This is a genomic window from Streptomyces sp. JJ38 (assembly GCF_019303475.1).
Taxonomy (GTDB): domain Bacteria; phylum Actinomycetota; class Actinomycetes; order Streptomycetales; family Streptomycetaceae; genus Streptomyces.
Window position 1 is genome coordinate 110,466 of the sequence record NZ_JABLSI010000002.1, and the last position, 22,378, is coordinate 132,843.

Annotated in this window: 18 protein-coding genes; 5 read left to right on the forward strand and 13 right to left on the reverse strand. The window is 73.4% G+C overall.

All coding sequences use genetic code 11. The features are described 5' to 3' along the window. Nucleotides 1-69: 69 nt before the first annotated feature. Entirely contained in the window at nucleotides 70-1,314 is a 1,245-nt protein-coding gene (locus tag HPT28_RS01685; RefSeq protein WP_219088533.1) for a cytochrome P450, read from the reverse strand. Nucleotides 1,315-1,572: 258 nt separating this feature from the next. On the opposite strand from HPT28_RS01685, the gene HPT28_RS01690 reads away from it, so the two are divergent. Beyond that, nucleotides 1,573-4,476: a LuxR family transcriptional regulator gene (locus HPT28_RS01690; RefSeq protein ID WP_219088454.1), complete on the forward strand. Its 2,904-nt coding sequence runs from the start codon at nucleotides 1,573-1,575 to the stop codon at nucleotides 4,474-4,476. Between the two features lie 69 nt (nucleotides 4,477-4,545). Here HPT28_RS01690 and HPT28_RS01695 read toward each other — a convergent pair whose 3' ends face one another. The 5 genes from HPT28_RS01695 to HPT28_RS01715 all read right to left on the reverse strand — a co-directional run bounded on the left by HPT28_RS01695 (nucleotide 4,546) and on the right by HPT28_RS01715 (nucleotide 7,876). Then, complete coding sequence (locus HPT28_RS01695; protein ID WP_219088456.1) at nucleotides 4,546-4,932, reverse strand: DUF6479 family protein; 387 nt, start codon at nucleotides 4,930-4,932, stop codon at nucleotides 4,546-4,548. 57 nt (nucleotides 4,933-4,989) lie between these two features. Further along, entirely contained in the window at nucleotides 4,990-6,066 is a 1,077-nt protein-coding gene (locus tag HPT28_RS01700) for a nucleoside triphosphate pyrophosphohydrolase (RefSeq protein ID WP_219088536.1), read from the reverse strand. A 43-nt stretch (nucleotides 6,067-6,109) separates the two neighbouring features. Continuing rightward, entirely contained in the window at nucleotides 6,110-6,751 is a 642-nt protein-coding gene (locus HPT28_RS01705) for a SurA N-terminal domain-containing protein (RefSeq protein WP_219088458.1), read from the reverse strand. Between the two features lie 134 nt (nucleotides 6,752-6,885). Beyond that, nucleotides 6,886-7,101, reverse strand: coding sequence for an EF-hand domain-containing protein (locus tag HPT28_RS01710; RefSeq protein ID WP_219088460.1), 216 nt, complete (start codon nucleotides 7,099-7,101; stop codon nucleotides 6,886-6,888). A gap of 148 nt (nucleotides 7,102-7,249) precedes the next feature. Next, nucleotides 7,250-7,876, reverse strand: a complete 627-nt coding sequence (locus HPT28_RS01715; protein WP_219088462.1) for a hypothetical protein — start codon at nucleotides 7,874-7,876, stop codon at nucleotides 7,250-7,252. 150 nt (nucleotides 7,877-8,026) lie between these two features. On the opposite strand from HPT28_RS01715, the gene HPT28_RS01720 reads away from it, so the two are divergent. From HPT28_RS01720 to HPT28_RS01730, 3 genes are all read left to right on the forward strand, one after another. Next, on the forward strand, nucleotides 8,027-8,497 hold the full coding sequence (locus HPT28_RS01720) for a GNAT family N-acetyltransferase (RefSeq protein ID WP_219088464.1): 471 nt from the start codon (nucleotides 8,027-8,029) through the stop codon (nucleotides 8,495-8,497). A 94-nt stretch (nucleotides 8,498-8,591) separates the two neighbouring features. Further along, nucleotides 8,592-9,422, forward strand: a complete 831-nt coding sequence (locus HPT28_RS01725) for an NmrA family NAD(P)-binding protein (RefSeq protein ID WP_219088466.1) — start codon at nucleotides 8,592-8,594, stop codon at nucleotides 9,420-9,422. 386 nt (nucleotides 9,423-9,808) lie between these two features. Continuing rightward, entirely contained in the window at nucleotides 9,809-10,918 is a 1,110-nt protein-coding gene (locus tag HPT28_RS01730) for an acyltransferase (protein WP_219088468.1), read from the forward strand. 67 nt (nucleotides 10,919-10,985) lie between these two features. On the opposite strand, the gene HPT28_RS01735 is transcribed toward HPT28_RS01730, so the two are convergent. From HPT28_RS01735 to HPT28_RS01765, 7 genes are all read right to left on the reverse strand, one after another. After that, nucleotides 10,986-13,313 (reverse strand): glycosyltransferase, encoded by a 2,328-nt coding sequence (locus HPT28_RS01735; RefSeq protein WP_219088470.1) that lies wholly within the window; start codon nucleotides 13,311-13,313, stop codon nucleotides 10,986-10,988. Continuing rightward, nucleotides 13,310-14,779 carry a glycosyltransferase family 29 protein gene (locus tag HPT28_RS01740; protein WP_219088472.1) on the reverse strand — a complete coding sequence of 490 codons (1,470 nt, stop codon included), beginning with the start codon at nucleotides 14,777-14,779 and terminating at the stop codon, nucleotides 13,310-13,312. Before HPT28_RS01740 ends, HPT28_RS01735 begins: the two co-directional genes overlap by 4 nt. Nucleotides 14,780-14,928: 149 nt before the next feature. Next, a complete protein-coding gene (locus tag HPT28_RS01745; protein WP_219088474.1) occupies nucleotides 14,929-16,326 on the reverse strand; it encodes an alpha-2,8-polysialyltransferase family protein in 1,398 nt (465 codons plus the stop codon). A gap of 4 nt (nucleotides 16,327-16,330) precedes the next feature. Beyond that, entirely contained in the window at nucleotides 16,331-17,299 is a 969-nt protein-coding gene (locus tag HPT28_RS01750; protein ID WP_219088476.1) for a glycosyltransferase family 2 protein, read from the reverse strand. A 174-nt stretch (nucleotides 17,300-17,473) separates the two neighbouring features. Continuing rightward, nucleotides 17,474-18,757, reverse strand: a complete 1,284-nt coding sequence (locus HPT28_RS01755) for a serine/threonine-protein kinase (RefSeq protein ID WP_219088478.1) — start codon at nucleotides 18,755-18,757, stop codon at nucleotides 17,474-17,476. Then, complete coding sequence (locus tag HPT28_RS01760; protein WP_257577903.1) at nucleotides 18,754-19,464, reverse strand: hypothetical protein; 711 nt, start codon at nucleotides 19,462-19,464, stop codon at nucleotides 18,754-18,756. Before HPT28_RS01760 ends, HPT28_RS01755 begins: the two co-directional genes overlap by 4 nt. A gap of 104 nt (nucleotides 19,465-19,568) precedes the next feature. Continuing rightward, nucleotides 19,569-21,512, reverse strand: coding sequence for an N-6 DNA methylase (locus HPT28_RS01765; protein ID WP_308119037.1), 1,944 nt, complete (start codon nucleotides 21,510-21,512; stop codon nucleotides 19,569-19,571). A 197-nt stretch (nucleotides 21,513-21,709) separates the two neighbouring features. Here HPT28_RS01765 and HPT28_RS01770 point away from each other — a divergent pair, with 197 nt between their 5' ends. Continuing rightward, nucleotides 21,710-22,297, forward strand: a complete 588-nt coding sequence (locus HPT28_RS01770) for a DUF4352 domain-containing protein (protein WP_257577904.1) — start codon at nucleotides 21,710-21,712, stop codon at nucleotides 22,295-22,297. The last annotated feature ends 81 nt before the right edge of the window (nucleotides 22,298-22,378 follow it).

Here is a 22,378-nt window from a genome sequence, read left to right on the forward strand (position 1 = left end):
GCTGACGGCGGAAACCTAACGTCGAACACCCGTCCATCACAACCCAGTGTCGCAAGGATCACGCGATGGTCACGGGCTGTCGCCGACTGACTTCCCGTCAGGCGTGAACTCGACGGGCAGGCTGCGCAGACCGCGCATGATGAGCCCGCCGCGCCACCGCAGTTCCTCCGGTTCGGCGGCAAGTCGCAGGTCGGGGAGCCGACTCAGCAGCGTGGCCAGTGCCGTCTGCCCCTCCAGCCGGGCCAGCGGAGCGCCCAGACAGTAGTGGATGCCGTGCCCGTACCCCAGATGCTGGTTGTCGCGGCGGGCGAGGTCGAGCACGTCCGGGTGCGGGAACCTCGCCGGGTCCCGGTCGGCCGCCGCGAGCACCACCAGCACGGGGTCACCCGTCTCGACGCGCTGCCCGCCCAGCGTCAGCGGCTCGGTCGCGAACCGCCAGGTCGCCAGCTCCACCGGGCCGTCGTAGCGCAGCAGTTCCTCGACGCCGGTCTCCAACAACGCCGTGTCCCCTTCGGCCAGCGCGCCCTGGAGCCTACGGCGCTGCTCCGGGTGGCGCAGGAGTGCGTACGTGCCGTTGCCGATGAGGTTGACCGTCGTCTCGAAGCCCGCGAACAGGAGGATGAAGGCCATCGCGGCGGCTTCGTTCTCGGTGAGGTGCTCGCCGTGGTCGCTCGCGCGGATGAGCCCGGAGATGAGGTCGTCCCCGAGGTCGTCGCGCTTGCGGTGGATCAGCTCGGCCAGATAGCCGCGCATCTTCTTCACCGCGCGCCCCACGCCGCCGCGCGGTCCCCCGCCGTGGCGGAGCATCATGCCCGCCCAGTCCCGGAAGTCGTCCTGGTCCTCTGCCGGGACGCCGAGCAGGTCGCAGATGGCGTAGATCGGCAACGGGAAGGCGAACTCGTGGATGAGGTCGGCGCTGCCGCGGGCCGCGAAGCCGTCGATGAGGCCGTCCGTCAGCTCCTGCACGCGCGGGGCGAACGCGGCCACGCGCCGCGGGGTGAAGGCGCGCGACACGAGACGGCGCAGCCGGGTGTGGTCCGGCGGGTCGATGTTGAGAAGGTGCGTCATCAGGTTGGCGCTGCGCTCACCGGGGATGCCGACCTTCCCCCGGCCGTGCGCCCGCTCGCTGTGCGCACCCGGGTTCTTGCTGAGCCGCTGGTCGGCGAGGGCCTGGCGGGCGTCGTCGTACCGGGTGACCAGCCACGCCGAGACCCCGCTGGGCAGCTCCGCGCGGTGCACGGGCGCGTGCTCCCGCAGCCAGGCGTAGGCCGGGTACGGGTCGGCGGCGAACTCCCAGGTGAAGAGGTCGGGCATCGGGGGGCGGTCGTTCACGTTCACCAGGCGAAACCTACCCGCGGGCCCACAGCCCCCGCCCGCCCCCTCCACGGGGCCGCCGTGCGGGCCGGACGGGTTTCCTTATGCTGAGCCTGAGGAAGCCGGGGCTCCGGGTTCGCCGTCCCGCCGGGCGTCGGGCCACGCGGCCGTACGGGGCCGGGGTGCGCACTGGGCGTGACGGGCACGGGCGCGCGGGCGGAGTCATACGGTCCGAACCGACGAGGGCAGGACGAACCGGTGGGTTTTGGCAGGTGGGAAGAGCGGGCGCGTGCCACGCTCGCCGCCGCCGCGGCCGGACGTCCGGCGCTCGTCCTCGTCGAAGGCGAGGCCGGGAGCGGAAAGAGCAGCCTCGTGCGCCGGCTGGCCGGTCCGGGGCGCTCCGCCCGGGGCGTGCGGCAGATCCGCTTCTCCTCGTTCGAGACCGTGGTCCAGCCGGTCGGCCAGGGCGCGCCGGGTGCCTCCGCCGAACAGCCCCCGCCGGCCCCTGTCGGTGCGGCTCCCCCTGTCGGTGCCCCGCCCGCCACCAGGGAGACGCCCGCCGCCGGAGAGCCGCGCACCGCCGGGGACCCACCCGGCCGGGTGTACCCCCTCGGCTCGTTCGGCTTCGCTGAGCTGTCCGCGCTGACGCGCCGCCAGACCGGTGAGTCGCTGCTGCTCGTCGCCGAGGACGTCCACCGGGCGGACCCGCTGGCCCAGGAGGCGCTGCGCCGCCTCCTCACGCACCCGCCGGGGCCGCTGTGCACGGTGCTGACCTTCCGCCCCGAGGAGCTGGCGGTCCCGGGCGTGGTCCTGGGCGAGCGGGTGGACTACCCGGCCGACATGGTCATCACCCGCGTCCGGCTGGAACCGCTGGACGAGGACGAGGTCGCCGAACTGGCCCGGCAGGCCCTGGGCCGCCCGTGCTCCGAGGCGCTGGCCGAGCAGCTGCACCGGCGGTCGGGAGGCGTCCCGCAGGTCGTCCTCGACCTGCTCGCCGAGGCGGGCGCCGAGGCCGGACCCGACGGCCCCGGCGGCCGGGACGTGGAGCAGGCCGGGCCGCCCGCCCGGCTCACCGAGCTGGTCCTCGGCCGCGCCGCGGAGCTGGGCGAGGCCGAGCGCCTGGTGCTGGCCGCCGCGGCCGTTCTGGAGGAGGGCGCCGGCGTCGAGGAGCTGGCCACGATCGCCGTCCTGTCCGAGGCCACCGTCCGCGACGCCCTGACCACGCTGCTGCGGGTCCGCTTCGTCCGGCAGCTCGACGCCGACCGCTACGGCTTCCGCGTCCCCCTCGCCGCCGACGCCGTCAGCGCCTCCGTGCCCGGCCCGCTGCGGCAGCTGCTGCACCGGCGGGCGGCCGAGGTGCTGCCGCGCCGGCAGCCGGTGCCGCTGGCCCAGCTGGCCCGGCACCAGCTCGCCAGCGGACAGATGTCCGCCTGGGTGGACAGCGTCACCCGGGCAGCCGAGGAGGCCGCGGAGGCCGGAGCCCACCAGTGGGCCCTGGACCTCCTCCAGGAGGCGCTGGCTCAGCCCGCGCTGCCGGAGCCCGACCGCGGCAGGCTCGCCCTCCTCCTCGGCCGCAGCGCCGACCGCGCCCTCAGCACCCACGAGACCGCCCGGCTCCTGCGCCACGTGGTCGAGGACCTGGCCATGCCCACGGCGGCCCGCGGGGAGATCCGGCTCGAACTCGGCCTGCTCCTCCTCAACCAGCTCGACCGCACCGGCGAGGCGCGGGAGCAGCTGGCCACGGCCGCCGAGGAGCTGGACGACGCCCCCGCACTCGCGGTGCGTGCCATGGCCGCGCTCGGCGCGCCCATGATCGCCGACGTCCCGATCGCCGAGAGCCACGGCTGGATGGCCCGCGCGGAGGCCGCGGCCATCCGCGACGGCGGCCTGGCGACGCGGACCGCCGTGGCCGCCAACCGGATCGGTCTCCTCATGGCCGTCGGGGACGCCGAAGCCTGGCGCGAGCTGGAGCGGCTCCCCCGGGACAGCGGCGACCCCAAGGTCCTGCACCACTGCGCCCGCGCCCTGTGCAACGCCGCCCACGGCGCGCTCTGGCTCGGCGAGCACGCCAAGGTGCCCGGGCTGATGAACGAGGCCCTCCAGCTCGCGGTGAAGAGCGCGACGCCCTACGTCGACCAGCTCGCCAGGGCCAACACCGTCCACGCCGACTGGCTCGGCGGAGCCTGGGAAGGGCTCCCCGAACGCGTCCGCGCGGTGGTGCAGGACGCCGGAAGGATGCCGATGCAGCCCGGCGAGGTGGAACTCGTCGCCGCCATGATCGCCCTGGCCAGGGGTGAGTGGAGCCGCCTCGACACCTGGCTGGACAACATGGCCGCCCACGGCGCGAACGAGCTGTCCTCCCTCCTGCTCGCCATGGCGGGCGCCGCCCGCATCCGTCTGGCCCTGGCCCGCGACGACGTCCCCGAAGCGGCCAGGGAGGCCGCCGAGGTTTGGGGTCACCTGCGCACCAAGGGCGTGTGGGCCTGGGCGGCGGCACCCGCGCCCTGGGCGGTGGAGGCCACCGCCCGCTCCGGCCGGCCGGACGTGGCCCGGCAGATGGTCGCCCAGATGGCGGAGGGGCTGGAGGGCCTCAGCGCACCCTGGGCCCAGGCGTCCGTGACGTGGAGCCGGGGCGTCCTCGCCGAGGCCGAGGGCGAGCCTGGCGAGGCGGTCGGGCACTACCGCGGGGCCGCCGAGCAGTTCGAGCGGCTACCCCACCCCTACGAGGCCGCCCTGACCGCCGAGGCCGCCGGCCGTGTCGCGCTCGCCGCGCGAGCCTCCTCCGAGCGCCGCCCAGGCGAGGCGACGGGGGCGGCGGACGGCTCCGGGCGGGCCCGCGCCCTGGCCGACCTGCACGGGGCCCAGGACGGCTTCGAGCGGCTCCGCGCCACGTGGGACCTCGCCCGCGTGCGCACCCTGCTGCGCGAGCACCAGGGCGCCACGCCCCACACCCCGGGACGCCGGGCCTACGGCGACCGGCTCTCACCCCGGGAGCACGAGGTCGCCCGGCTCGCCGCCACCGGCCTCACCAACCGCGAGATCGCCGCGACCCTGCACCTCTCCCCCCGCACCGTCGAGCAGCACGTCGCCCGCGCCATGCGCAAGCTCGGCGCCCGCTCACGCGGCGAGCTCTCCCGCGCCACGGCCCCGGACCGCGACTGACCGCCCCGGCGTCACCCGGGCCGCTCGACGCCGGGCCGCGTGGCTCGGGCCAGGTCTCCTACCGGCGCGTCACTTCGGGACGTCGCCGCCGCGGCTGCCGAAGTCCCAGCGGCGCCGCCCGTCCGTCTTCCCCCGGTGCGTGCCCCAGTTCCCGATCTCGTACGGGTACCGGCGCCTGCCGTCGTGCGGCATCTCGTCCGGCTCGCGCAGCTCCCGCTCGTGCCCGGTACTCCCCGTCACCTCGGCACCGTGCCCGGTGGTGTCCCGGTGCCCCGGGTGCTGGAGCGGCGGCTGGGAGCGGCCGACGCTCCGGCGGATCTTGTGGACGCCCACCGTCACCGTGAGGACCAGCAGGACGGTGATGACGATGCCGATAAGCAGCGGGCCGAGACCGACCAGATGGTCTTCCGCCGCCAGCCCGGCGTCGGCCAGGCGTGTCGCAAGGCTCTCGTTCATGGCCGCCGAGTACCCCGGGGGCCGCACCTTACGCAGCCCCGCCGAGCCGGGCCCGCCTCAGCTCGACGACGCGTCCGTCCCCGTCGCCGCCTCCGCCGCCCCCGTCGCCGTCTCCGCCGCCCCCGTCGCCCCAGGAGCAGCCGCCGACCGCCGCTCCTCCGCGAGGATCGCGTCCCGGTACGCGCGGGCCGCCGCCCGCAGCGCCGTCTCCGGGTCGACGCCCTCCGCCTCGGCCCGCACGGCCAGGCCCAGCAGCTCGTAGCCGACGCCCACGCCCGCCGTGCGGACGTCGAGCCCCGCCGTACGGGCCCGGCCCGCCAGCTTCGCGGCCAGCGCCAGCGCCGGCTGTCCCAGCGGCACGCCCTCCGTCACCGACGTCCGGCGCTTCTCCACGGCCTTCGTCCGCCGCCAGTGCTCCTTGACGTCCTCCGCCGTCTCCGCCGTCTCCTCGCCGAACACGTGGGGGTGCCGGTGGACCAGCTTCGCCACGATCCCGGCCGCCACGTCGTCGATGGAGAACGGCTCGTCCGGGTCGTCCTGCGCGATCCGTGCGTGGAAGACCACCTGGAGCAGGACGTCGCCCAGTTCCTCGCGCAGCTCCTCCCGGTCACCCGCCTCGATGGCCTCGACGAGTTCGTACGCCTCCTCGATGCCGTACTTGACCAGGTCCTCGTGGGTGCGCGGGCCCGTCCAGGGGCACACCTCCCGGATCTGGTCCATGACCTCGACCAGGTCCAGCAGCCGGGCGCCGGGCAGGTCGTAGGAGCCCGGCAGCAGCTCCAGGTCCGGCATGGGCTCCCGGCCGCCGCCCGCGAGGCGGGCCAGGCCGTCGGTCAGCCGGGGCTCGCCCTCCGCACCGGCCACCACGACGACCGTCCGGCCGCCCGCGCACTGCGTCACCAGCTCCCGGGCCGTCGGCTCGGCCTCCTCCACCGCGACCCCGGCCTCGCGCAGGTACGGCAGCTGCGGGTGCTCGGCGTCGGAGCACACCACCCGGTCGGCGCTGCGCAGCGCCTGCCAGGCGGGCCAGGACAGCAGCCCGGGCGCCACCCGGTGACTGGTGGTGAGCAGCACGACGCGCCCGGTGTCCCGGTTCTCGCAGCCGGTCGTCTCGGGGGTCTCTTCGGGGGTTATGGCCTCTTCTCGGGACGTCACCCGTCGAATGTAACGCGCCCGGTCAGGCCGGTTCCTGCGGCGTCCGGGCGGGCTGGATCCACGGCTCCGTCCCGCCGGTGAGCGACACCAGGTCGACGTCCCACTCCCCGTAGCGGGGGTTGACGTCGATGTCGAGGGACCGCGCCGCCTCGACGAACTCCTTGTTCATCGCGTCGTCGGCGTTCGGCGTCTGCGGGCCGACGCCGATAGCCTTGGCGACCCCGTCGATCAGCAGCTGCATGCGCAGGGCGTCGTCGATGTGCTCCGGCGCGATCGACTGCTGGATCATGAACGCCTCCAGCCCCTTCGGGCCGCCGCGCAGCTTCTGCTGCGCCGCCCGGTGCTCCTGCACGTCCCGCCGCGTGATCTCCACCCCGTGGCGGCGCGCCGACTCCTCGACGACGCGCTCCCACAGCATGTAGTTCAGCGTGTAGCGCGGCAGCGGACCCGTCTGCTGGATGAGCTGCCCGCCGTTCGGGTCGGCGCGCTGGGCCTCCCGCACGGCCTCCGCCCGCGCCTGGACCGAGGACACCTCGATCCGGTCCCCGTCCACGACGGCCGCCGCACCCGGATGCGTCTCTCCGCCGCAGCCCGTCAGCAGCGGTACCCCGCCCAGCAGCAGCGCTGCGGCGGAGAGGGGAAGCGCGGACCTACGGCGATGCATGGGGGCCTCCTGGCTGGGCCGGAAACGACGGCGTTTCGTCCTGCCTGGTGATCGTAAGGAGTCAACCCCCCGATCCACCACCGTTTCGCCACGCCCGTCTCGTCGGCCCCGCCAGAAAGGCTCCCGCCCGCGCGTCACGCCTTGCGCAGGGCCTCCCAGTACTCCTCGAAGGACAGCTTCCCGTCCCCGTTGACGTCCTTCGCCGCGATGACCGCCTCCGCCACCGGACCGGTGACGAACGGGTCGCCCATCTCCGCCATGGCCCGCTTGAACTCCTCGGCGGTCACCAGACCGTCCTGGTCCGCGTCGAACCGGTCGAACGAAGCCCGCGCATCCTCCATGCTCGCCACGCCCGCACCCCCTTCACCTCGAAGCCTGTCCCGCGCCCCCAGCGGACGCGCTCTCTACAGTAACGACGTTGCCGGGACGTGTGGTTGCACATGGGGCGACCCCTGGCCGGTCTGGCAACGAGGTTTCCCTCCGTCACGTCGCGGTGGTTCAGCTTCCCCGTGCCACGCGGGGGCGTTCGCCGCCGGCCTGGTCCGCCGGGACGCCGCCGCCTGCGGCGAGCAGCCGCTTGCGGTGGCCGTGCCGGCGGAGGGCGGTGACGAGGACGATGACCACGCAGACGCCGATCCCGAGGGCGGGCAGGGAGGCGGCCAGGAGCAGCCAGCCCGCGAACGCGACCAGACCAGCGGAGTCCCCGACGGCGTACCGGGACAGCGCTTCGGACGAGCAGACGACCGCGAAGTCACCCGTGCGCGACACCTCGACGGCGTAGGCCGGCGTCCAGGTCTCGTCACGGGTGAGGAAGACGTCCGGCCCCGGATCGGTGAGGCGGGGGCGCCCCGGCCCGGTGATGTCGCACTCCGGACCGGGCGACCGGCCCGGGTACTTGACCCAGATCACCCTCTCGCTCTCCGGCCCGAGCCGCAGGGTGATCGTGTCGCCGTTGGCGAACTGCTCGCCGGTGTCCACCGCTTCGGCCGCCCTGCCGAGCCGGTAGACACCGAGGGCCACGCCCAACACGGTCAGCACGACGGCGATCGCGGCCGCCGTGGCGTACCAGTGACGGCCGGGACGGATCTCGCCCGCCGGTATCCGCGGCGGTGGGTCAGGCTGCACCGCCTCACCCTAGAACGCCCGCAACCCCCGGCCGACGGCGGGTCGGCACGCCAGCGCCGTGTCCCGGGCGCTCCTCGACAGTCGCGGCACAGCCCTGACGTCGCACTCCTCGGCGCGGAGGCGCCCGTCTCCGCGTCGTAGGGTGCCGTCATGACCAGCACACTCCGCCTGGAGAAGATCACCGCGGCCAACCTCGACACCGCGACCGAGCTCCGCGTGCGCCCGGACCAGGAACACCTGGTCGAACCCGTAGCGAAGTCCCTGGCCGAGGCGTACGTCCACCCCGACATAGCCTGGCCCCGCCTCATCCTCGACGGAGACCGCCCCGTCGGCTTCCTCATGGGCTTCTTCGACGTCGACTGGAAGGACGACGGCACCCGCACCGACCTCCGCTCCGGCCTCTGGCGCCTCAACATCGCCGCCGGGGAGCAGGGTCGGGGCTACGGCCGCTTCGCCGTCGAGGCCGTGGCCGAGGAGATCCGGCGCCGCGGCGGCGACCGGCTCACCGTCACCTGGCACCCGGGCGAGGACGGCCCCGAGAAGTTCTATCTCCGCCTCGGCTTCCGCCTCACCGGCGAAACGAGCGGCGGCCAGACCGTCGGCGAGCTGGACCTGGCCTGACCCCGCTCCCCGTCCCCGCCCGGCCCAGGGCCGTCGCCTTGACGTGAAGTCATGTTGAACTTCTAGCGTCATCGGCGACGAAGGGAGTTCGACGATGACGACACTGGTCACGGGGGCCACGGGGAACACCGGTCGGCACGTGGTGGCGGAGCTGGTCCGCAGGGGAGAGCGAGTCCGGGCCCTGACGCGGAACCCGGCCGCCGCCACGCAACACCTTCCCCCTGAGGTGGAACTCGCGGCGGGCACGCACACGGCGCCGGAGACGCTGGACGCGGCCCTCGACGGGGTCGGTCGCCTGCACATCACGCTGACAGCCGGACTCGCCGACGTCGGCCCCGAGCTCGTCCGGAGGGCGGTCGACGCGGGCGTGCGGCGCATCACCGTCCTGTGGGGCGGCTACGTGGGCCCGGTCGAGCAGGCCGTGGAGCAGTCGGGCGTGGAGTGGACCCGCCTGGAGGCGCAGGAGTTCATGTCCAACACGCTGACCTGGGCCGAGTCCGTGCGCAGCGAGGGCGTCGTGCGCGAGCCCTACGATCAGCCCAGCGCGGTCGTCCACGAGGCCGACATCGGGGCGGTGGCGGCGACGGCGCTGCTGGAGGACGGCCACGCGGGCCAGATCTACAACCTCACCGGCCCCCAACCGCTCACCCCACGCGAGCGGGTCGCCATCCTGTCCCGCGCCGTCGGCCGCGACATCGCCTTCGTCCCCATCACCCACGAACGGGCCGTCGACAGGCTGATGGCCACCGGGGCGTCCCGGGAGGAGGCCGAGTACGTCATCGGCTGGTACGCGAAACCCGACGAGAGCGCCACCACCGCCGACGCCACAGTCGAACGCGTGACGGGCCGTCCGGCACGCGCCTTCGAGGCATGGGTGGCCGAGAACGCGCACCGCTTCCGGGCCCAGCGCGTCACGGCCGACTAACCCCACGCCTTCGCCCCGGCCGAGGGGGTGGGAGGGACGCCCCCGCTCCCGACCCCTCGGTGTCCGCCGGTCACCACCGACGCCAAGCCTGACGCGCCGCGGTTCCACCGGCGGCGCGGCATGCGGATCACCGGTGTCGCACCGGTACCTGTCGCCCCGCCTGGTGGGGTCACCCGCCTCGACACGGCCGGGCAGGGCCGGGCGGCGCGTGGCACGCCCTGCCCACGGGCGTCCGTGTTCGCCGGGATGACGACGGAACAAAACCAGCCCGCATGCGGCGTTCACCCCAGTGTCACCCGGGCGGCCCATGGCGTTCCATGGGGAGAGCTCATGGTCGGAGAGCCTCGTTCCACTCACCGGCACCTAGCGAGGACCAGCACACCACCATGGCACGCAGATCCCTCTCCTCCGGCACCGGCGATGCCGTCGGCGCGACGGAGACAGCTCGCATCCGTCCTCCCGCGACCGAACCGAGAGCCGCTGGGCACCGCTTCGACGTCGACGTGCTGCGGCTGCTGGCCTCTTGCACGGTGATGCTCGGGCACGTCTCGGCCACGTTCATCCACGTCGTCGACGGCGAGAGGGGGAACGGGTCGGGTGCCTACTGGACCGGCCACGTCTTCGAAGCCGTCAACGCCTTCGCGGTACCGGTCTTCTTCGCCATCGCGGGCTGGGGTGTGCTGGTGGGCGCGGTGCCGCGGGACGAACGCCGAATGTGGACGCGCATCATCCGCACCGGCGTTCCGTTGTTCGTCTGGACCGGGATCTACCTCGTGTGGGCCTGGCTGCGGGACCGCAACGAGAAACCCGTGACCGAGCTGGCGGTGGACGGGCTGTTCGCATCCGTCCAGCCCGCCTACCACCTGTGGTTCCTCTACGCGTACCTGCCGATTGTCGCGGTGCTGGCCTTCGCCGTCCTGGTCAAGGACGGCCAGCGACCGTGGGGACTGGGCCTGGCGCTCCTCGCGATCGCGACGGGGCCCACCGCCCTGTCCACCGTGTCCGAGGTCACCGGCTGGGCCGTGCCGCGCATGGGCTGGGGCTTCGGCACCTACTCGATCGTGTACGCGATCGGTGGCGCCCTGCTGCTGGGGCTTCCGGCCTCGGCCCTGCGCGGTCGGCGTCGGATCTTCGCCGCCCTGTTGCCCGTGGCCATGGCCGGGGTCCTCTGGTACCACACACAGGTCCACTACGTGATCCCCAACGCCCACCTCCTCGTCGGCACGATGACCGTCTGCGTGCTGCTCCTCGTCAGCCGGACGAACGTGCCCGAGCGACTACGCCCCGCGCTGCGGCGGGGGGCCAACGCCGCCATGGGCGCCTACATGGTCCACGTCCTCTTCGTCGAGGAGCTGGTACGGCCACTCGTCTCCGCCGACATGAGCATCCCCACGGCCACCCTCACCGTCCTCGGCATGCTCACCGTCGTGATCGCCCTCTCCTACGGCTCCAGCCTCCTGTGGGGACGCCTCGGCCTCCGGCGTCTCCTCGGCTGAGGAAGAAGCACGCGGAGGAAGGGGGCTGGACCACGTGCGGTCCAGCCCCCTTCCTCCGCGTGACGCGCTATGCCGGCGGCTCCCCGAACGTCTTGCGCAGCTCGGCCATGTTGTCCTGGGTGACCTTCCACAGGAGGTCCTGGCGCCCGTGCACGTCGGCGACGACGGCGGCGTGGTCGTCGAGGATGCCGAGGGCGCGCTCGGTGAGCAGGGTGCCGAGGTCGCGCTCGTGGACGGAGACGCCCCACTCGGGGCGCTCGATGTCGGCGAGGAAGTACGCCATCTTCGGGTGTGAGATGAGGCTGATGATCGGCGTGCCGCAGCCGAACGGAATCATGCCGGCGTGGCCGCGCATGCCGATCACGAGCCTGGTGCGGGCGTACTCGGCGCGGATCGCGTCGCAGTCCCAGTCGTACATCGGGACGACGGGCAGCGAGATGCCGTGCTCGCGGCGCAGGTCGAAGGCTATGCGCTCGTCCTCCAGCGCGTGGGCGACGCAGCGCACCTCGGCGTGCTCGCCCAGGGCCCGGACGGCCCTCGCCATCTCGCCGAGGAAGTGGCCGTAGTCGTGGCCGAAGCGGAGTCCGGCGCGGTCGTAGGCACAGTTGAGCAGGATGGTGTCGGCCCGGTCGGCCGGGTCCTGCCAGCCGGGGACGAGCTGCCGGGTGACGGTCGTCGGGCAGGGCTGGTAGAGCACCCGGTCTCGCAGCTCGGCCGGGAGCAGGTCGCGCACCTTCCGCACGGAGCCGCTGTTGCGCAGCCCGAAGAAGGCCGACTTCTCCACCAGCAGGCGCAGGCTCTCGGTGAAGCGGTCCCTGCGGTAGGACTGGCCGTCGAAGGCGTTGTAGCCGACGGCGAAGACGGCCAGCGGTACGGTGATCCGCTCCAGGTTGCGGTCGGGGACGTTCCACTGCCAGGCGCTGTTGCCGTTGGGCGCGGTGTCGGGGATGAACAGCCCGCCGCCACCGACGACCAGGCCGCGGCTCGCGTTGACGCGGTCGAGGGCGGCCTCGTCGAAGAGCCGGTGGGCGTGCTGGGAGTGCCAGCGGGCGGGGCCGGTGTCGCTGTCGAAGCAGAGCCGGACGGACTCCGGGAGCAGCTTGTCGCCCGCGTTGCCCTGCCGGTCCATGTAGAAGGCGACGTGCGAGAGCAGGCCCGAGGGCTCGGCGGCGGGCTCGTCGGCGCCCGTGTCGGGGCGGGTGCGCTCGTGCAGGATGCGGCACATGCGGCTGATCGGTTCCACGGCGAGGCCCGCGGCGGCGTGCCGGTGTGCGGCGGCGTCGTCGTTCAGGGTCCAGGCGAGCTGGGCGAGCCGGCCGTACGACCGGGCGGCGTTCTTGGGCTCGGCGGTGGCCAGCAGCAGGTGCGCCTCGGCCTCCTCGTACCGGGAGAGCGCCATGAGGGCGGTGCCGAGCACCTCGTGCGGCCAGGCGGCACGGGCCGGGAGGGCGAGCCCTCCCAGGATGTCCACCGCCTCCTGGTAGCGCCCGGTGGCGATGCACGCCGACGCGACCTGTCGGGCGGCGGCGACGTCGCCGGTGCGCTCGACGTGCTGACGGCCGAAGTGCAGGAGGAGGTCTGGGTGCTTGGCCCCGGGCTGGGACATGTAGGCGGCGGCCAGCGCGCTCTCGCTCATGGTGTGGCGCTGCCAGGCCTCCTCGGCGAGCGTGTACCCCTCCTCTCCGCCGTTCCAGGGCTTGTGGCGGCCGGTGAAGTGGAGGACGGCGACGTCGTCGGGTACCGGCCTGTCGCCCGAGAGCCTGCGCTTGACGAAGTTGAAGCGGGGGTCGAGCCGGACGAAGTCCCCGTCCAGAACGGCGTTGAGGATGCCCTGGTCGTGCTTGTCCAGCTCGTACTTCCCCGAGCGGCCGGCCTCGTCGAGCCGGGCGCAGAACGCGTCGGTGAGGTACTCGCGCTGGATGACGAGCAGTCCGCTGTTGAGCTTGTGCTGGCCGTGGAAGAACTGGGGAACGGCGGCGAGGCCGTGGCGCAGTGTCAGCAGTTCGCCGATGTCGCCGAGGACGACCATGTCGGTGTCCAGGGTGATGACCGTGTCGTAGTCGCGGATCCGGAAGACGTCCAGGATGAAGTACGCCTTGCGGATCAGGTAGTTCTCCGGATCCCCCTTGACGAAGTCCTCGTAGCGCGTGTCGTCGACGCGGCGCAGCACGATGCGCGGGTGGAGGCGGCGGATCGCCGCGACGGACGCGGGTCGCAGGTCGTCGTAGAGGACGACGAAGTCCTCGCACACGCCCGGGTTCGACAGGGCCAGGCTGCGCAGCAGGGCGAGAAAGCCGGGCAGGTAGTTCTCGTCGACGTACGACGCGAACGCCACGCGGCGCTTGCCGGTCAGATCGGGGGCTGCGGCGCCGGCCGCCGGGGTTGGCGCGGTCATCGGAGCGAAATCCTCTTCTCGGTACGGCTGGTGGCCCGGTCCATGACCCACGCCTTCTCGCTCAGGTACTCGTGAACGGAGGTGATGGGCAGCTTCATCGCACCCGGGAGCCGATAGGCGCCGGAGTCGTAGAAGTCGAATCCGATCAGGTCGATCGTCGGATTGACGTCGAGGAAGTCGAGCAGCCACAGCATGTTGAAGCCGCTGGTGGGGATGGAGGGCCACTCCTCCTCGGAGACTCTCCCGAGGTTGCGCAGGGGCCAGCGCAGCGAAGCGTCGTTGAGGTAACGCTGCGCTCCGGGCACCAGGCGCTGGCGGATGGACTGCTTCCACTGCTCTTCCAGGCCGCCGAAGACGAGGCGGGTCTGCACCTTCTCGCCCCAGTTGAATCCGTGCTTGTGGATCGTGGCGTGGATGTCGGTGCGCGAGCCGGTGGCGGGCGCGTCGATGCGGAAGGAGTTGAAACGGACGACGAGGTCGTAGGAGTCGATCTCCTCGCCCATGGAGCTCGACCCGACGCGCTGGGAGTTGGCCACGAGGCAGATGCTCTTGCCCGCGATGAGGTTTCGGAAGTCCCCGACGGTGATGATCGACGCTCCGCCGTCCCAGTCCGCGACCGGCCCTCGGGAGCGCAGGCGCGCGTGGTCCGCGTACGCGCGGAGAACGGCGCCGCTGCCGACCACGCCGTCGGGGCGACGCGTGGTGTAGCGGTCCATGAAGCCCGCGAGCGCCTCGCCCATGTCGGTGCTCGACGCGCCCTGCTCGTGCATCGTGCTCAGGGCGGCCACCAAACGGGGGGCGGCCTGCGGCCACTCCCCCCGCTCGTCCAGGGCAAGACCCTCGGCCCACAGCTCCGCCGGTTCCCCGCCGACGAACCCGGAAGCCTTCGGGAACTCCTCCCGCAGCAGGCCCAGGAGCTCTGCCAGTCGGGTGGCACTCTGCCGCAGCCCCGTCACCCGCGCCGCGATGCCCAGGTCGTCGTCACGGCAGAGCGCGACGTAACGCTCGTGCGCCTCGGCCGCACCCGCGTCCTCACCCTGCTCCTCCAGCACGCGGGCGCGCAGCCGCCATCCCGCACGCGAGTTGGGCCGCTCGGTCAGCACGGCGTCGGTGATGGACAGTGCGAGCTCCAGCTCCGCGACGGACCAGCAGTACAGCGCCTTGTTGCCGGCCTCCAGCAATGCGTCGAGGAGCTCAGGACACTCCTTGGCCCAGCCCGAGCCACGCCCAGCACGGCTCGCCGACCCGGCTGCCGAGCGGGCATGGACGACCAGGAGCTGCCGTAGCGCCTCTCCCAGTTCGGCACGCTTACGGTCGCGGTTGTACACGAGCTTCCCGCTGTGTGCCGCACACGCGTCGATGCTCTGGTCGAGAGTCGTCGGGCGGATGGGGACCTCGGTGTTCGGTGCCGGAGCGGATCGCCGGTCCAGGCGGCGCTCCAACCATCCGGTACGGACCCGTTTCATGATGCTCCAAGCCTCAAGTACGCCCCGCTGACCGGGCGTTACGGAAGCACCGTACGGAGGTCGGGTGTACCGGTGATGAACGACGACCGTCTCGACGACGAACGGCGCGGCCGATTCACCCGGTGTTCAGCGCACCGTCGCGACGTTGCCTAACGATGTCCTCCACGGCGCCGGGAGGCCGCTCGCCTGACACGCCGGGCCACCCGCAGCGCCGCACCGCCGCCCGGGAAGCGTCCGCCCGCGGGGGCGAGACTGCCGGGAAGCTCCAGGCTGGTCAGCCGCCGCCGCTTGAAGTAACGCTGGGTTCGGGACCCGAAGTGCTCGTCCAACCATGCGAACGCCTCCGCCCGCAGCCCGGGGTACTGCCGCGGCTGCATGCAGTATCCGACGGTCCGGACCAGGGGGCCGACGTCCCCGGGCGCCTCGGCCGCGTTCGACGTCTCAAGGTCGGGCAGGAGTGCGTCGACGATGGTGAGCGGCACCCGGTTGCTGTTCTGGTAGGGCTTGAGCCGGTCGAGCAGGAGATCCGTGCCCACGCGCGCCGCGGGGACGCCGTAATACGTGGCCGCGGTGAACAGCGCCGTCGAGAAGCAGCCCACGACGAGGCGGGGCCGGCAGCGGCCGAAGACGGCCTCGGCCAGCAGCGGCGTCGTGGGGACGAGCAGCTCGACCCCGCAGTCGGCGGCGGCCTTCTCCAAGGCCCGCGAGTAGCGGCTCGGCGCGGTGGGGTGCGGCTTGAACAGCACCCTCTCGTGCCCGGCGGCGGCCGCCGCGCGCAGCATGCGGGCGTGCAGTTCCTCCTCTTCCCCGGTGCTGAGGATGCCGAGGTCGGCGAGGTACTGACCGAGGATCACGGCGCCGGGCGCGCGTTCGGGGTCCCGCGGAACCTCCGGATCGTCCGCGGCGACGGCCGTGAGCTCGTCCAGGACGGCGCGGAACGCCGCGTCCGGGACCGTCTCGGACCCGACCTCGTACTCGCTCAGGAGCAGGGGCCGCAGGCCGGGAACGAGGTCCAGGTGCAGCAGTCGCACGATGCGCGGGGCCGTGGCCGAGGGCAGCGCCTCGCGGGTCGGCCCGTAGCTCATCAGCCCGTCGGCGTAGACGTGCACGTCGGCGTCGGCGAAGATCCGCGCGAGGGCCGCGGCCGGGTTGGCGTGCACGGACTCCACCACCAGATCGGCGATACCCTCGCCAAGCCCCCAGGCCTCCCGGAAGACACGCTGCCACAGCGGGGCGTCCTGCTCCACGGGCGACCAGTCACTCGGGTGCAGAGGCCGGATCGTGGCGTTCCAGTCGACCACCAGGTCGAAGCGCGTGACGATGCCGTCCCAGCCGGCCATGTCGCCCAACGGCGTGGCGGTCTCCGGAACGGCCGCGTTGTTGGAGACGAGGAGAACGCGGCGGGCGGCGTCCGCCGGCCCGAAGAGCCCGGCGTCGAGCGCGGCGGAGAGGGTGGCGGCACCGTAGAGAGTGGACACCTCGAAGATCTGGGGACGGAGTTCGGCGTGCCGACCCGTCGGATTCGCGTGGATCGCTTCCTTGGCCATGCCGTCATGCCGCCTTTCCGGTGCCGCGCCCCCGCAGCCGTCGCAGTACCACGGCGCGTTTCTCGTCCAGCACGGAGAGCACCGCTTCGAGGACGTCGGAAGGCATTCTGCGGAGCGCCGCCGAAGCCTCGCCGCGCAACTTCCTCGTCGTCTCGGCGTCATAGCGGGTCGATCCGCTCATATGGAAGGCGATCATCGCGCAGTAGGTGCGCACGATCTTGGGTAGGAACCGGTCGGCCTCCGGATGCGCCGCGACCTCTTCCAGGATCCGGTCATGCGCCGGGATGAAGTCCAGTTGGCGCTCGTCCCCGATCTGGGTGAGCGAGGTCCCCACGCCGCGCCGGTAGAAGACGCCGTGCAGGCCGACGGTGGCGAACGTCTCGGCACGCAGGTGCAGTTGCCAGGTGAAGACACGGTCCTCGGCGGTGCGCAGCCGGGGCTCGAACCGGAACCCGTCGTCGAAGAGGCTCCGGCGGTAGACGCCGGCCCAGACGAACGGGTAGTCCACCATCGTCTTCATCGTCGCCGGTCCGATGGCGTCCCGAGGGGAGAGGACGACGCCCCGCCGCGGCGCCGGGGCACGCTGAACGGACCGCGTACGGCCACTCGCCTGCACGTGGTCAGTGCGCACGAAGTCGCAGTCCAGCCTCTGGGCCGCCGCGAGCAGCTCGTCGAGATAGCCCGGGGCGTACCAGTCGTCGCCGTCCAGGAAGGTCAGATAGTCGCCGCGAGCCGCGTCGATGCCGGTGTTGCGGGCCTGCGAGATTCCTCGGTTGACCTCGTGGCGGAGCACTCTCGACCGGGGAATGTCCGGAGCCGCGCGCTCCAGCAGGTCGCCGGTACCGTCCGTCGAGCGGTCGTCGACGAGGAGGAACTCCGTGTCCGGACCGGCGTTTCGGGAGAGGCTGCGGAGCGTGTCCGGCACGAATTCCTGCACATTGAAGCAGGGGACGATCACAGAAAGCTTGGGCACGTGGTTTCCCGGTGAGGCTGACAGGCCAGGCGGCCGCCAGGTCACGGCGCCGCCTTCTGCCGAGCCTAGACAGGGCGGGTGGTCCCCGGATGCCCGCTGGGCGGCCGTGGGGTGAACTTCACGCGTACGACGCGCGAAGGGGTGACGTGGACGCGCCACATCTGGCGAGCGGCGTCAGTGGCCGGTGAGGTTGTGGCGGCAGAGAGCCTCGTCCTGGAGGAGCTGGGTGACCACCGGGTCGTGCGGGCCGCGTTCGGCGGCGTACTCGGCGATCAGCCGGGTGATCTCGGGCAGGGCGCGGGCGTACTGGCCCGCCTCCATCAGGGTCACCGCGTACTGCTTGCGCAGGCTGCGGACGATCGGCGAGCCCTCGCCGTGCTCGGCCGCCGCGGTGGGCAGGGCGGCGCCCAGCAGGTCGGCCACCTGGGCGTACTGGCCGTAGGACAGCAGCCGCCGGACGTCCTCCAGGGTGGCCGCGAGGCCGGTCGCCGGCGGCGGGCCGAAGCCGGCGGCGGGAGCGGTGCGGGCCGGGCGCTGCGGCCAGGGCTCCAGGGGCCGGCGGAAGGGCCGGGACGGGTCCAGGGGCAGCGCGGGGCCGGGGGCTTTGGGGCTGGGCAGCAGCGGGGCCAGCGCCTCGTAGACCTCGTGCGCGTCGGCCGGGCGGCCCTGCGGGTCCTTGTGCAGGAGCCGGTGGACGAGGGCGGCCAGCGCGCTCGGCGTCTCCGGGCGGATCTCCCGGACGGGGACGGGCTCCTCGTGCAGCTTCCTGTACAGCAGGCCGGTGGCCTCGGGCGCCTCGAAGGGCACCTGGCCGGTGAGGAGTTCGTAGAGCATGACGCCCAGCGCGTACAGGTCGGCGGCGGGCCCGACGGGCGCGGTGCCGATGGCCTGCTCGGGCGCCATGTAGACGGGCGTGCCGATGAGGGTGCCGGTGCGGGTGAGGCGCGTGTCGGCGGCGGAGCCGACGGCCGCGATGCCCAGGTCGAGAACGACGACGCGGCCCTCGGGGCGGACGATCACGTTGCCGGGCTTGAGGTCGCGGTGGACGATGCCGACGGCGTGCACGGCGACCAGGGCCGCGCACAGCTGGGCGGCGACGGCCACGGCCCACTGCCACGGATAGGGGTCGTTCTCGGCGAGGTGGTCGGCCAGGTCGCTGCCGTCCAGCCGCTGCATGACGAGGAACAACTCGTCGTCGTCCCGCCCGGCGTCGAAGACGGTGACCAGGTTGGGGTGGTCGATCTGGGCGGTGACGCGGCACTCGCGCTCGAACCGCTCGCGCAGCTCCTCCGGGTCGGCGCTGCCCGACAGCGAGGCCATCTGGCCGGAGTGCATGAGCTTCACCGCCACCGGGCGTCCGCCCAGGCCCCGGTCGTGGCCGCCCCACACCTGGCCCATCGCGCCCTTGCCGAGGGGCTCGGTCAGCTCGTACCGGCCCGCGATGACGCGGCCGATCACCGGCCGTCCCGCTTGCGCAGCAACGCGTCGAGCTCGTCCAGCTCGGAGGCCACCTGCCGCATCCGCCCCTGCGGCTCCGGCCGACCCTGCGCGGCCGGGGCGGGCGCGGGCGGGGGCGGCGGCGTGTGCCGGTTCGCGGGCGGGGGCGTGCGGGCCGGAGCCGGGGCGGGCGGCGGGGCGGAGAGCGTCGGCTGCTGGTGGAGGGGCGCGGCGGGCGGCTGCGGGTAGCCGTAGCCGGGCGCGGGCGGGGGCGGCGCCCCCAAGCCGTACCCGGGCGGGACGGCGCCGGGGACGACGCCCGGAACGGCCCCGGGGTGGGGCCCGGGGTACGGCCCGGGGTGGTGCGGGTAGTGAGGGGGCAGGCGGGGGAAGCGGTCGCCGAGGACGGCGTGCACCGTCGCGCCGATGATCAGAACGAGGACGGAACCACCCACCGCGGCACTGAGGTTGGAGCCCTCGGGCTCGTCGTCGAGAGCGAGGGCGAGGACGACCTCCAGGACGCTCAGGGTCAGGAAGCCCACGAACACCGCCCAGTCCAGGGGACGGCGGCGCAGGACGGCGAACCGCAGGGACGGCACCCAGGCGAGGATGCCGAGCGACCAGACGGGGAACGACGCGAACAGCACCCGCACCACCAGCGCCCCGCCACCGGGCCCCTGGCGGTAGGGCGTTGGGGTCGCCGGTCTGACCGGGTCGTGCATGCTCATGCTCCCGCCATCTCTCCGTGCCGTACCTGACAGCTTGTAGGAGGAGCGTATCCGGGCTCCCGCTCACGGGGCACGGGGCGGGCACGCGGTGAGACGGCGGGCGGTCAGTCCGGAGTGAGGGTGCCGTCGGTGAGGGCGTCGAACATGCCCTGGGCGAGCTGGGTTCCCACGTCGGCGGCGAGGGCGAGGGCGGCCTCGAAGTCGGCGAGGCGGCGGAAGTGGAGGCCGTAGCGGCGCTGGGCCTCCAACGGGAGCCGCGGGAGCTGGAGGCGGCGCACGTCGAGGCGGGAGGCGGTGGAGGCGTAACTGCTGGCCTGCCGGGTGTTGGCGGTCGAGCGCAGGAAGCCGGCCACGAACCAGGGGTCGAGGGCGTTCGGGTCGGGGCGGAGCAGGTAGAGCGGCTTGGCCAGGGTCTCCCCCGCGCGGTCGGCGGCGACGACGTAGGCCGCGCCGCGGCCCTGGACCGGGATGACGACGTCGCCCTCACGCGTGACGGCCGGTTCTCCCTCGGAGCCTCCCGAGCCCCCGGAACCGCCCGAGCCGCCCGCCCGCAGCTCCAGGGCGCCGCCGCGGACGAGTTCGCCCACGGTGGTCACCGTCCAGCGCGGCCCGTCGTCGGTCACGGGGCCGGCGGCGGGGGCGAGTTCGAGGGTGCGGCGCAGGGTGCGGTCCAGCTTCCCGCGCATCCCGGTGAGCGCCTCGGCGTCCGCGGTGCCACCGGCCGGGGGCAGATGGCGGGCCGGGGCGAGGTCGACGTCGTCGTCGAGCAGGTCGATGACGGGCCGGGTGCCGCACACGCCGGGCTCCTCGGGGACCGGGCTTCCGGCGTCGAAGGCCCGCCACGCGGCGAGGACCGTGGCGCTCAGCTCCTCCCAGGGCAGCGGGTCCCGCCCGGTGGCCTGGTGCCGGGTGCTGGTGTCCAGCAGGAGGAGGTGCGGGTCGGGGGCGACGGGCCCGCCGGGGGCCCGCAGGACCCACAGGTGGAGCGGGAGGCTGTGCGGCGGGGCGGCCCCGGCGGGCAGCGCGACGACGGCGCGGAGGGCGCCCCGGCGCAGCAGCGCGGCACGGACGCGGCGGCCGGTGCGGCGGGACGCGGCGGCGGGCGGCATCAGCAGGACGGCGGTGCCGCCGGGCCGCAGCCGGGCCAGCGCGTGCTGCACCCAGGCCAGTTCGGACTCGGTACGGGCGGGCAGGCCGTACGACCAGCGGGGGTCGTAGGCCAGTTCGTCGTGGCCCCAGTTGCGCTCGTTGAACGGCGGGTGGCACAGCACGGCCTCGGTACCCGGCTGCTCGCCGAGGGGGGTGCGCAGGGCGTCCTCGGTGCGCACGTGGACGGCGGCGGGGCGCGGCGTCCCGTCGCACAGGGTGAGGCGGAGGGCGGCGAGCCGGGCGAGGGCGGGGTCACTCTCCTGGCCGTACAGCTCGACGGCGCCGCTGCCCTGGCGCAGGGCGGCGGCGAGCAGTTCGGCGGAGCCGCAGGCGGGGTCGAGGACGGTCGCGGCGGGGCCGGCGAGGCGGGCCATCAGGTCGGCGGCGGGCGGCGGGGTGAGCGTGTAGGCGCGGGGGTTGGCGTCGAAGTAGCGGCCCAGGAGGAAGGCGAAGGCCTCGCCGGGGCCCAGCTCGTCGGCCAGGGCGGGCAGCCCGGGGACGGCCTGGGCGGCGGACGCGGACGCGTGCACGGAAGCGGACTCCGGTGCGGAATCCGGTGCAGGCGCGGAGGCGGGCGCGGGCGCCGACGCGGTACCGCCGGTATGCCGCAGCAGGTACTCCCCGGCCCGCGCGAGGGCGCCCGGGACGCCCTCGGGGTCGGCTTCGAGGTGCTGCCACACCTTCTCCCGCAGGGGGACCTCGGCGAGCTTGCCGTGGGCGCGCAGCCACTCCTCGACCTCCCCGAGGTCGAACGTCGGGCTCGTCTCCGTGCCGCCGACGGGTTGCGGGAAGTGCGGGTAACGGCGACGCCAGTTGCTGACGGCGGCCCGTCCCACTCCGGCGAGGCGGGCGATCCCGGCCGCCGTCACCTCGGGCACGTCTGGCGAGCTCTGCGACACGTCACCGGCCTCTCTCGGGTGGCTGCTGGGGTTCGTTCGAGCATACCCGGAGAGCGGTTCACAGCACGGTTCACTCAGTGAACTCGAAGAAGACTGTGAATCGTGTTGACTCGATTCACAGTCTCTGCTGTTATTAACCCACCGGTTCACAGCGAGCCGCACTGACGAAGTCCGTCATGGAATCGAGGGGTACAGCCATGTCCGTGAACACCACCCGCACCCGTACGCTCATCGCCGCCGTGGCCACCGCCGTCCTCGCGGTAGGCGGACTGACCGCCTGCGGCACGGACGACGAGCCGACCAAGGAGAGCAAGCCCTCCAGCAGCGAGGAGAAGACCGGGGGCGACACGAAGGACGAGGACACGAAGGGCGAGGAGAAGTCCGACGAGAGCGGCGCCTACTCCGCCGGGGACACCGCCGTCTACGACAGCGGACTCAAGATCACCGTCTCCGCGGCCGAGGGCTACACCCCCGACGAGTACGCCGTCGGCCACACCGAGGGCAACAAGGCGCACCAGGTGACCGTCACGCTGGAGAACACCGGCGACGAGAACGTCTCCGCCGACCTCATCACCGTCAGCGCCCGCGCCGGCGAGGACGGCGTCGACGCCGAGGAGATCTTCGACAACACCGTCGGCTCCGGCTTCTCCGGCGAACTGCTGCCCGGCAAGAAGGCCACCGCCGTGTACGCCTTCGACGCCCCGGCCGACGCGAAGATCCTCGACCTGGAGGTGGAGCTGATCGACTTCACCACCGCCCCGGCCCAGTGGAGCCTGCAGCTCTGACCCACGGCCACGCCGGCCCCGACCGGTCCGCCCGAGGGCCCTTCCCGCAACTCCCGCCGGAAGGGCCCTCGTCTCCGTCGT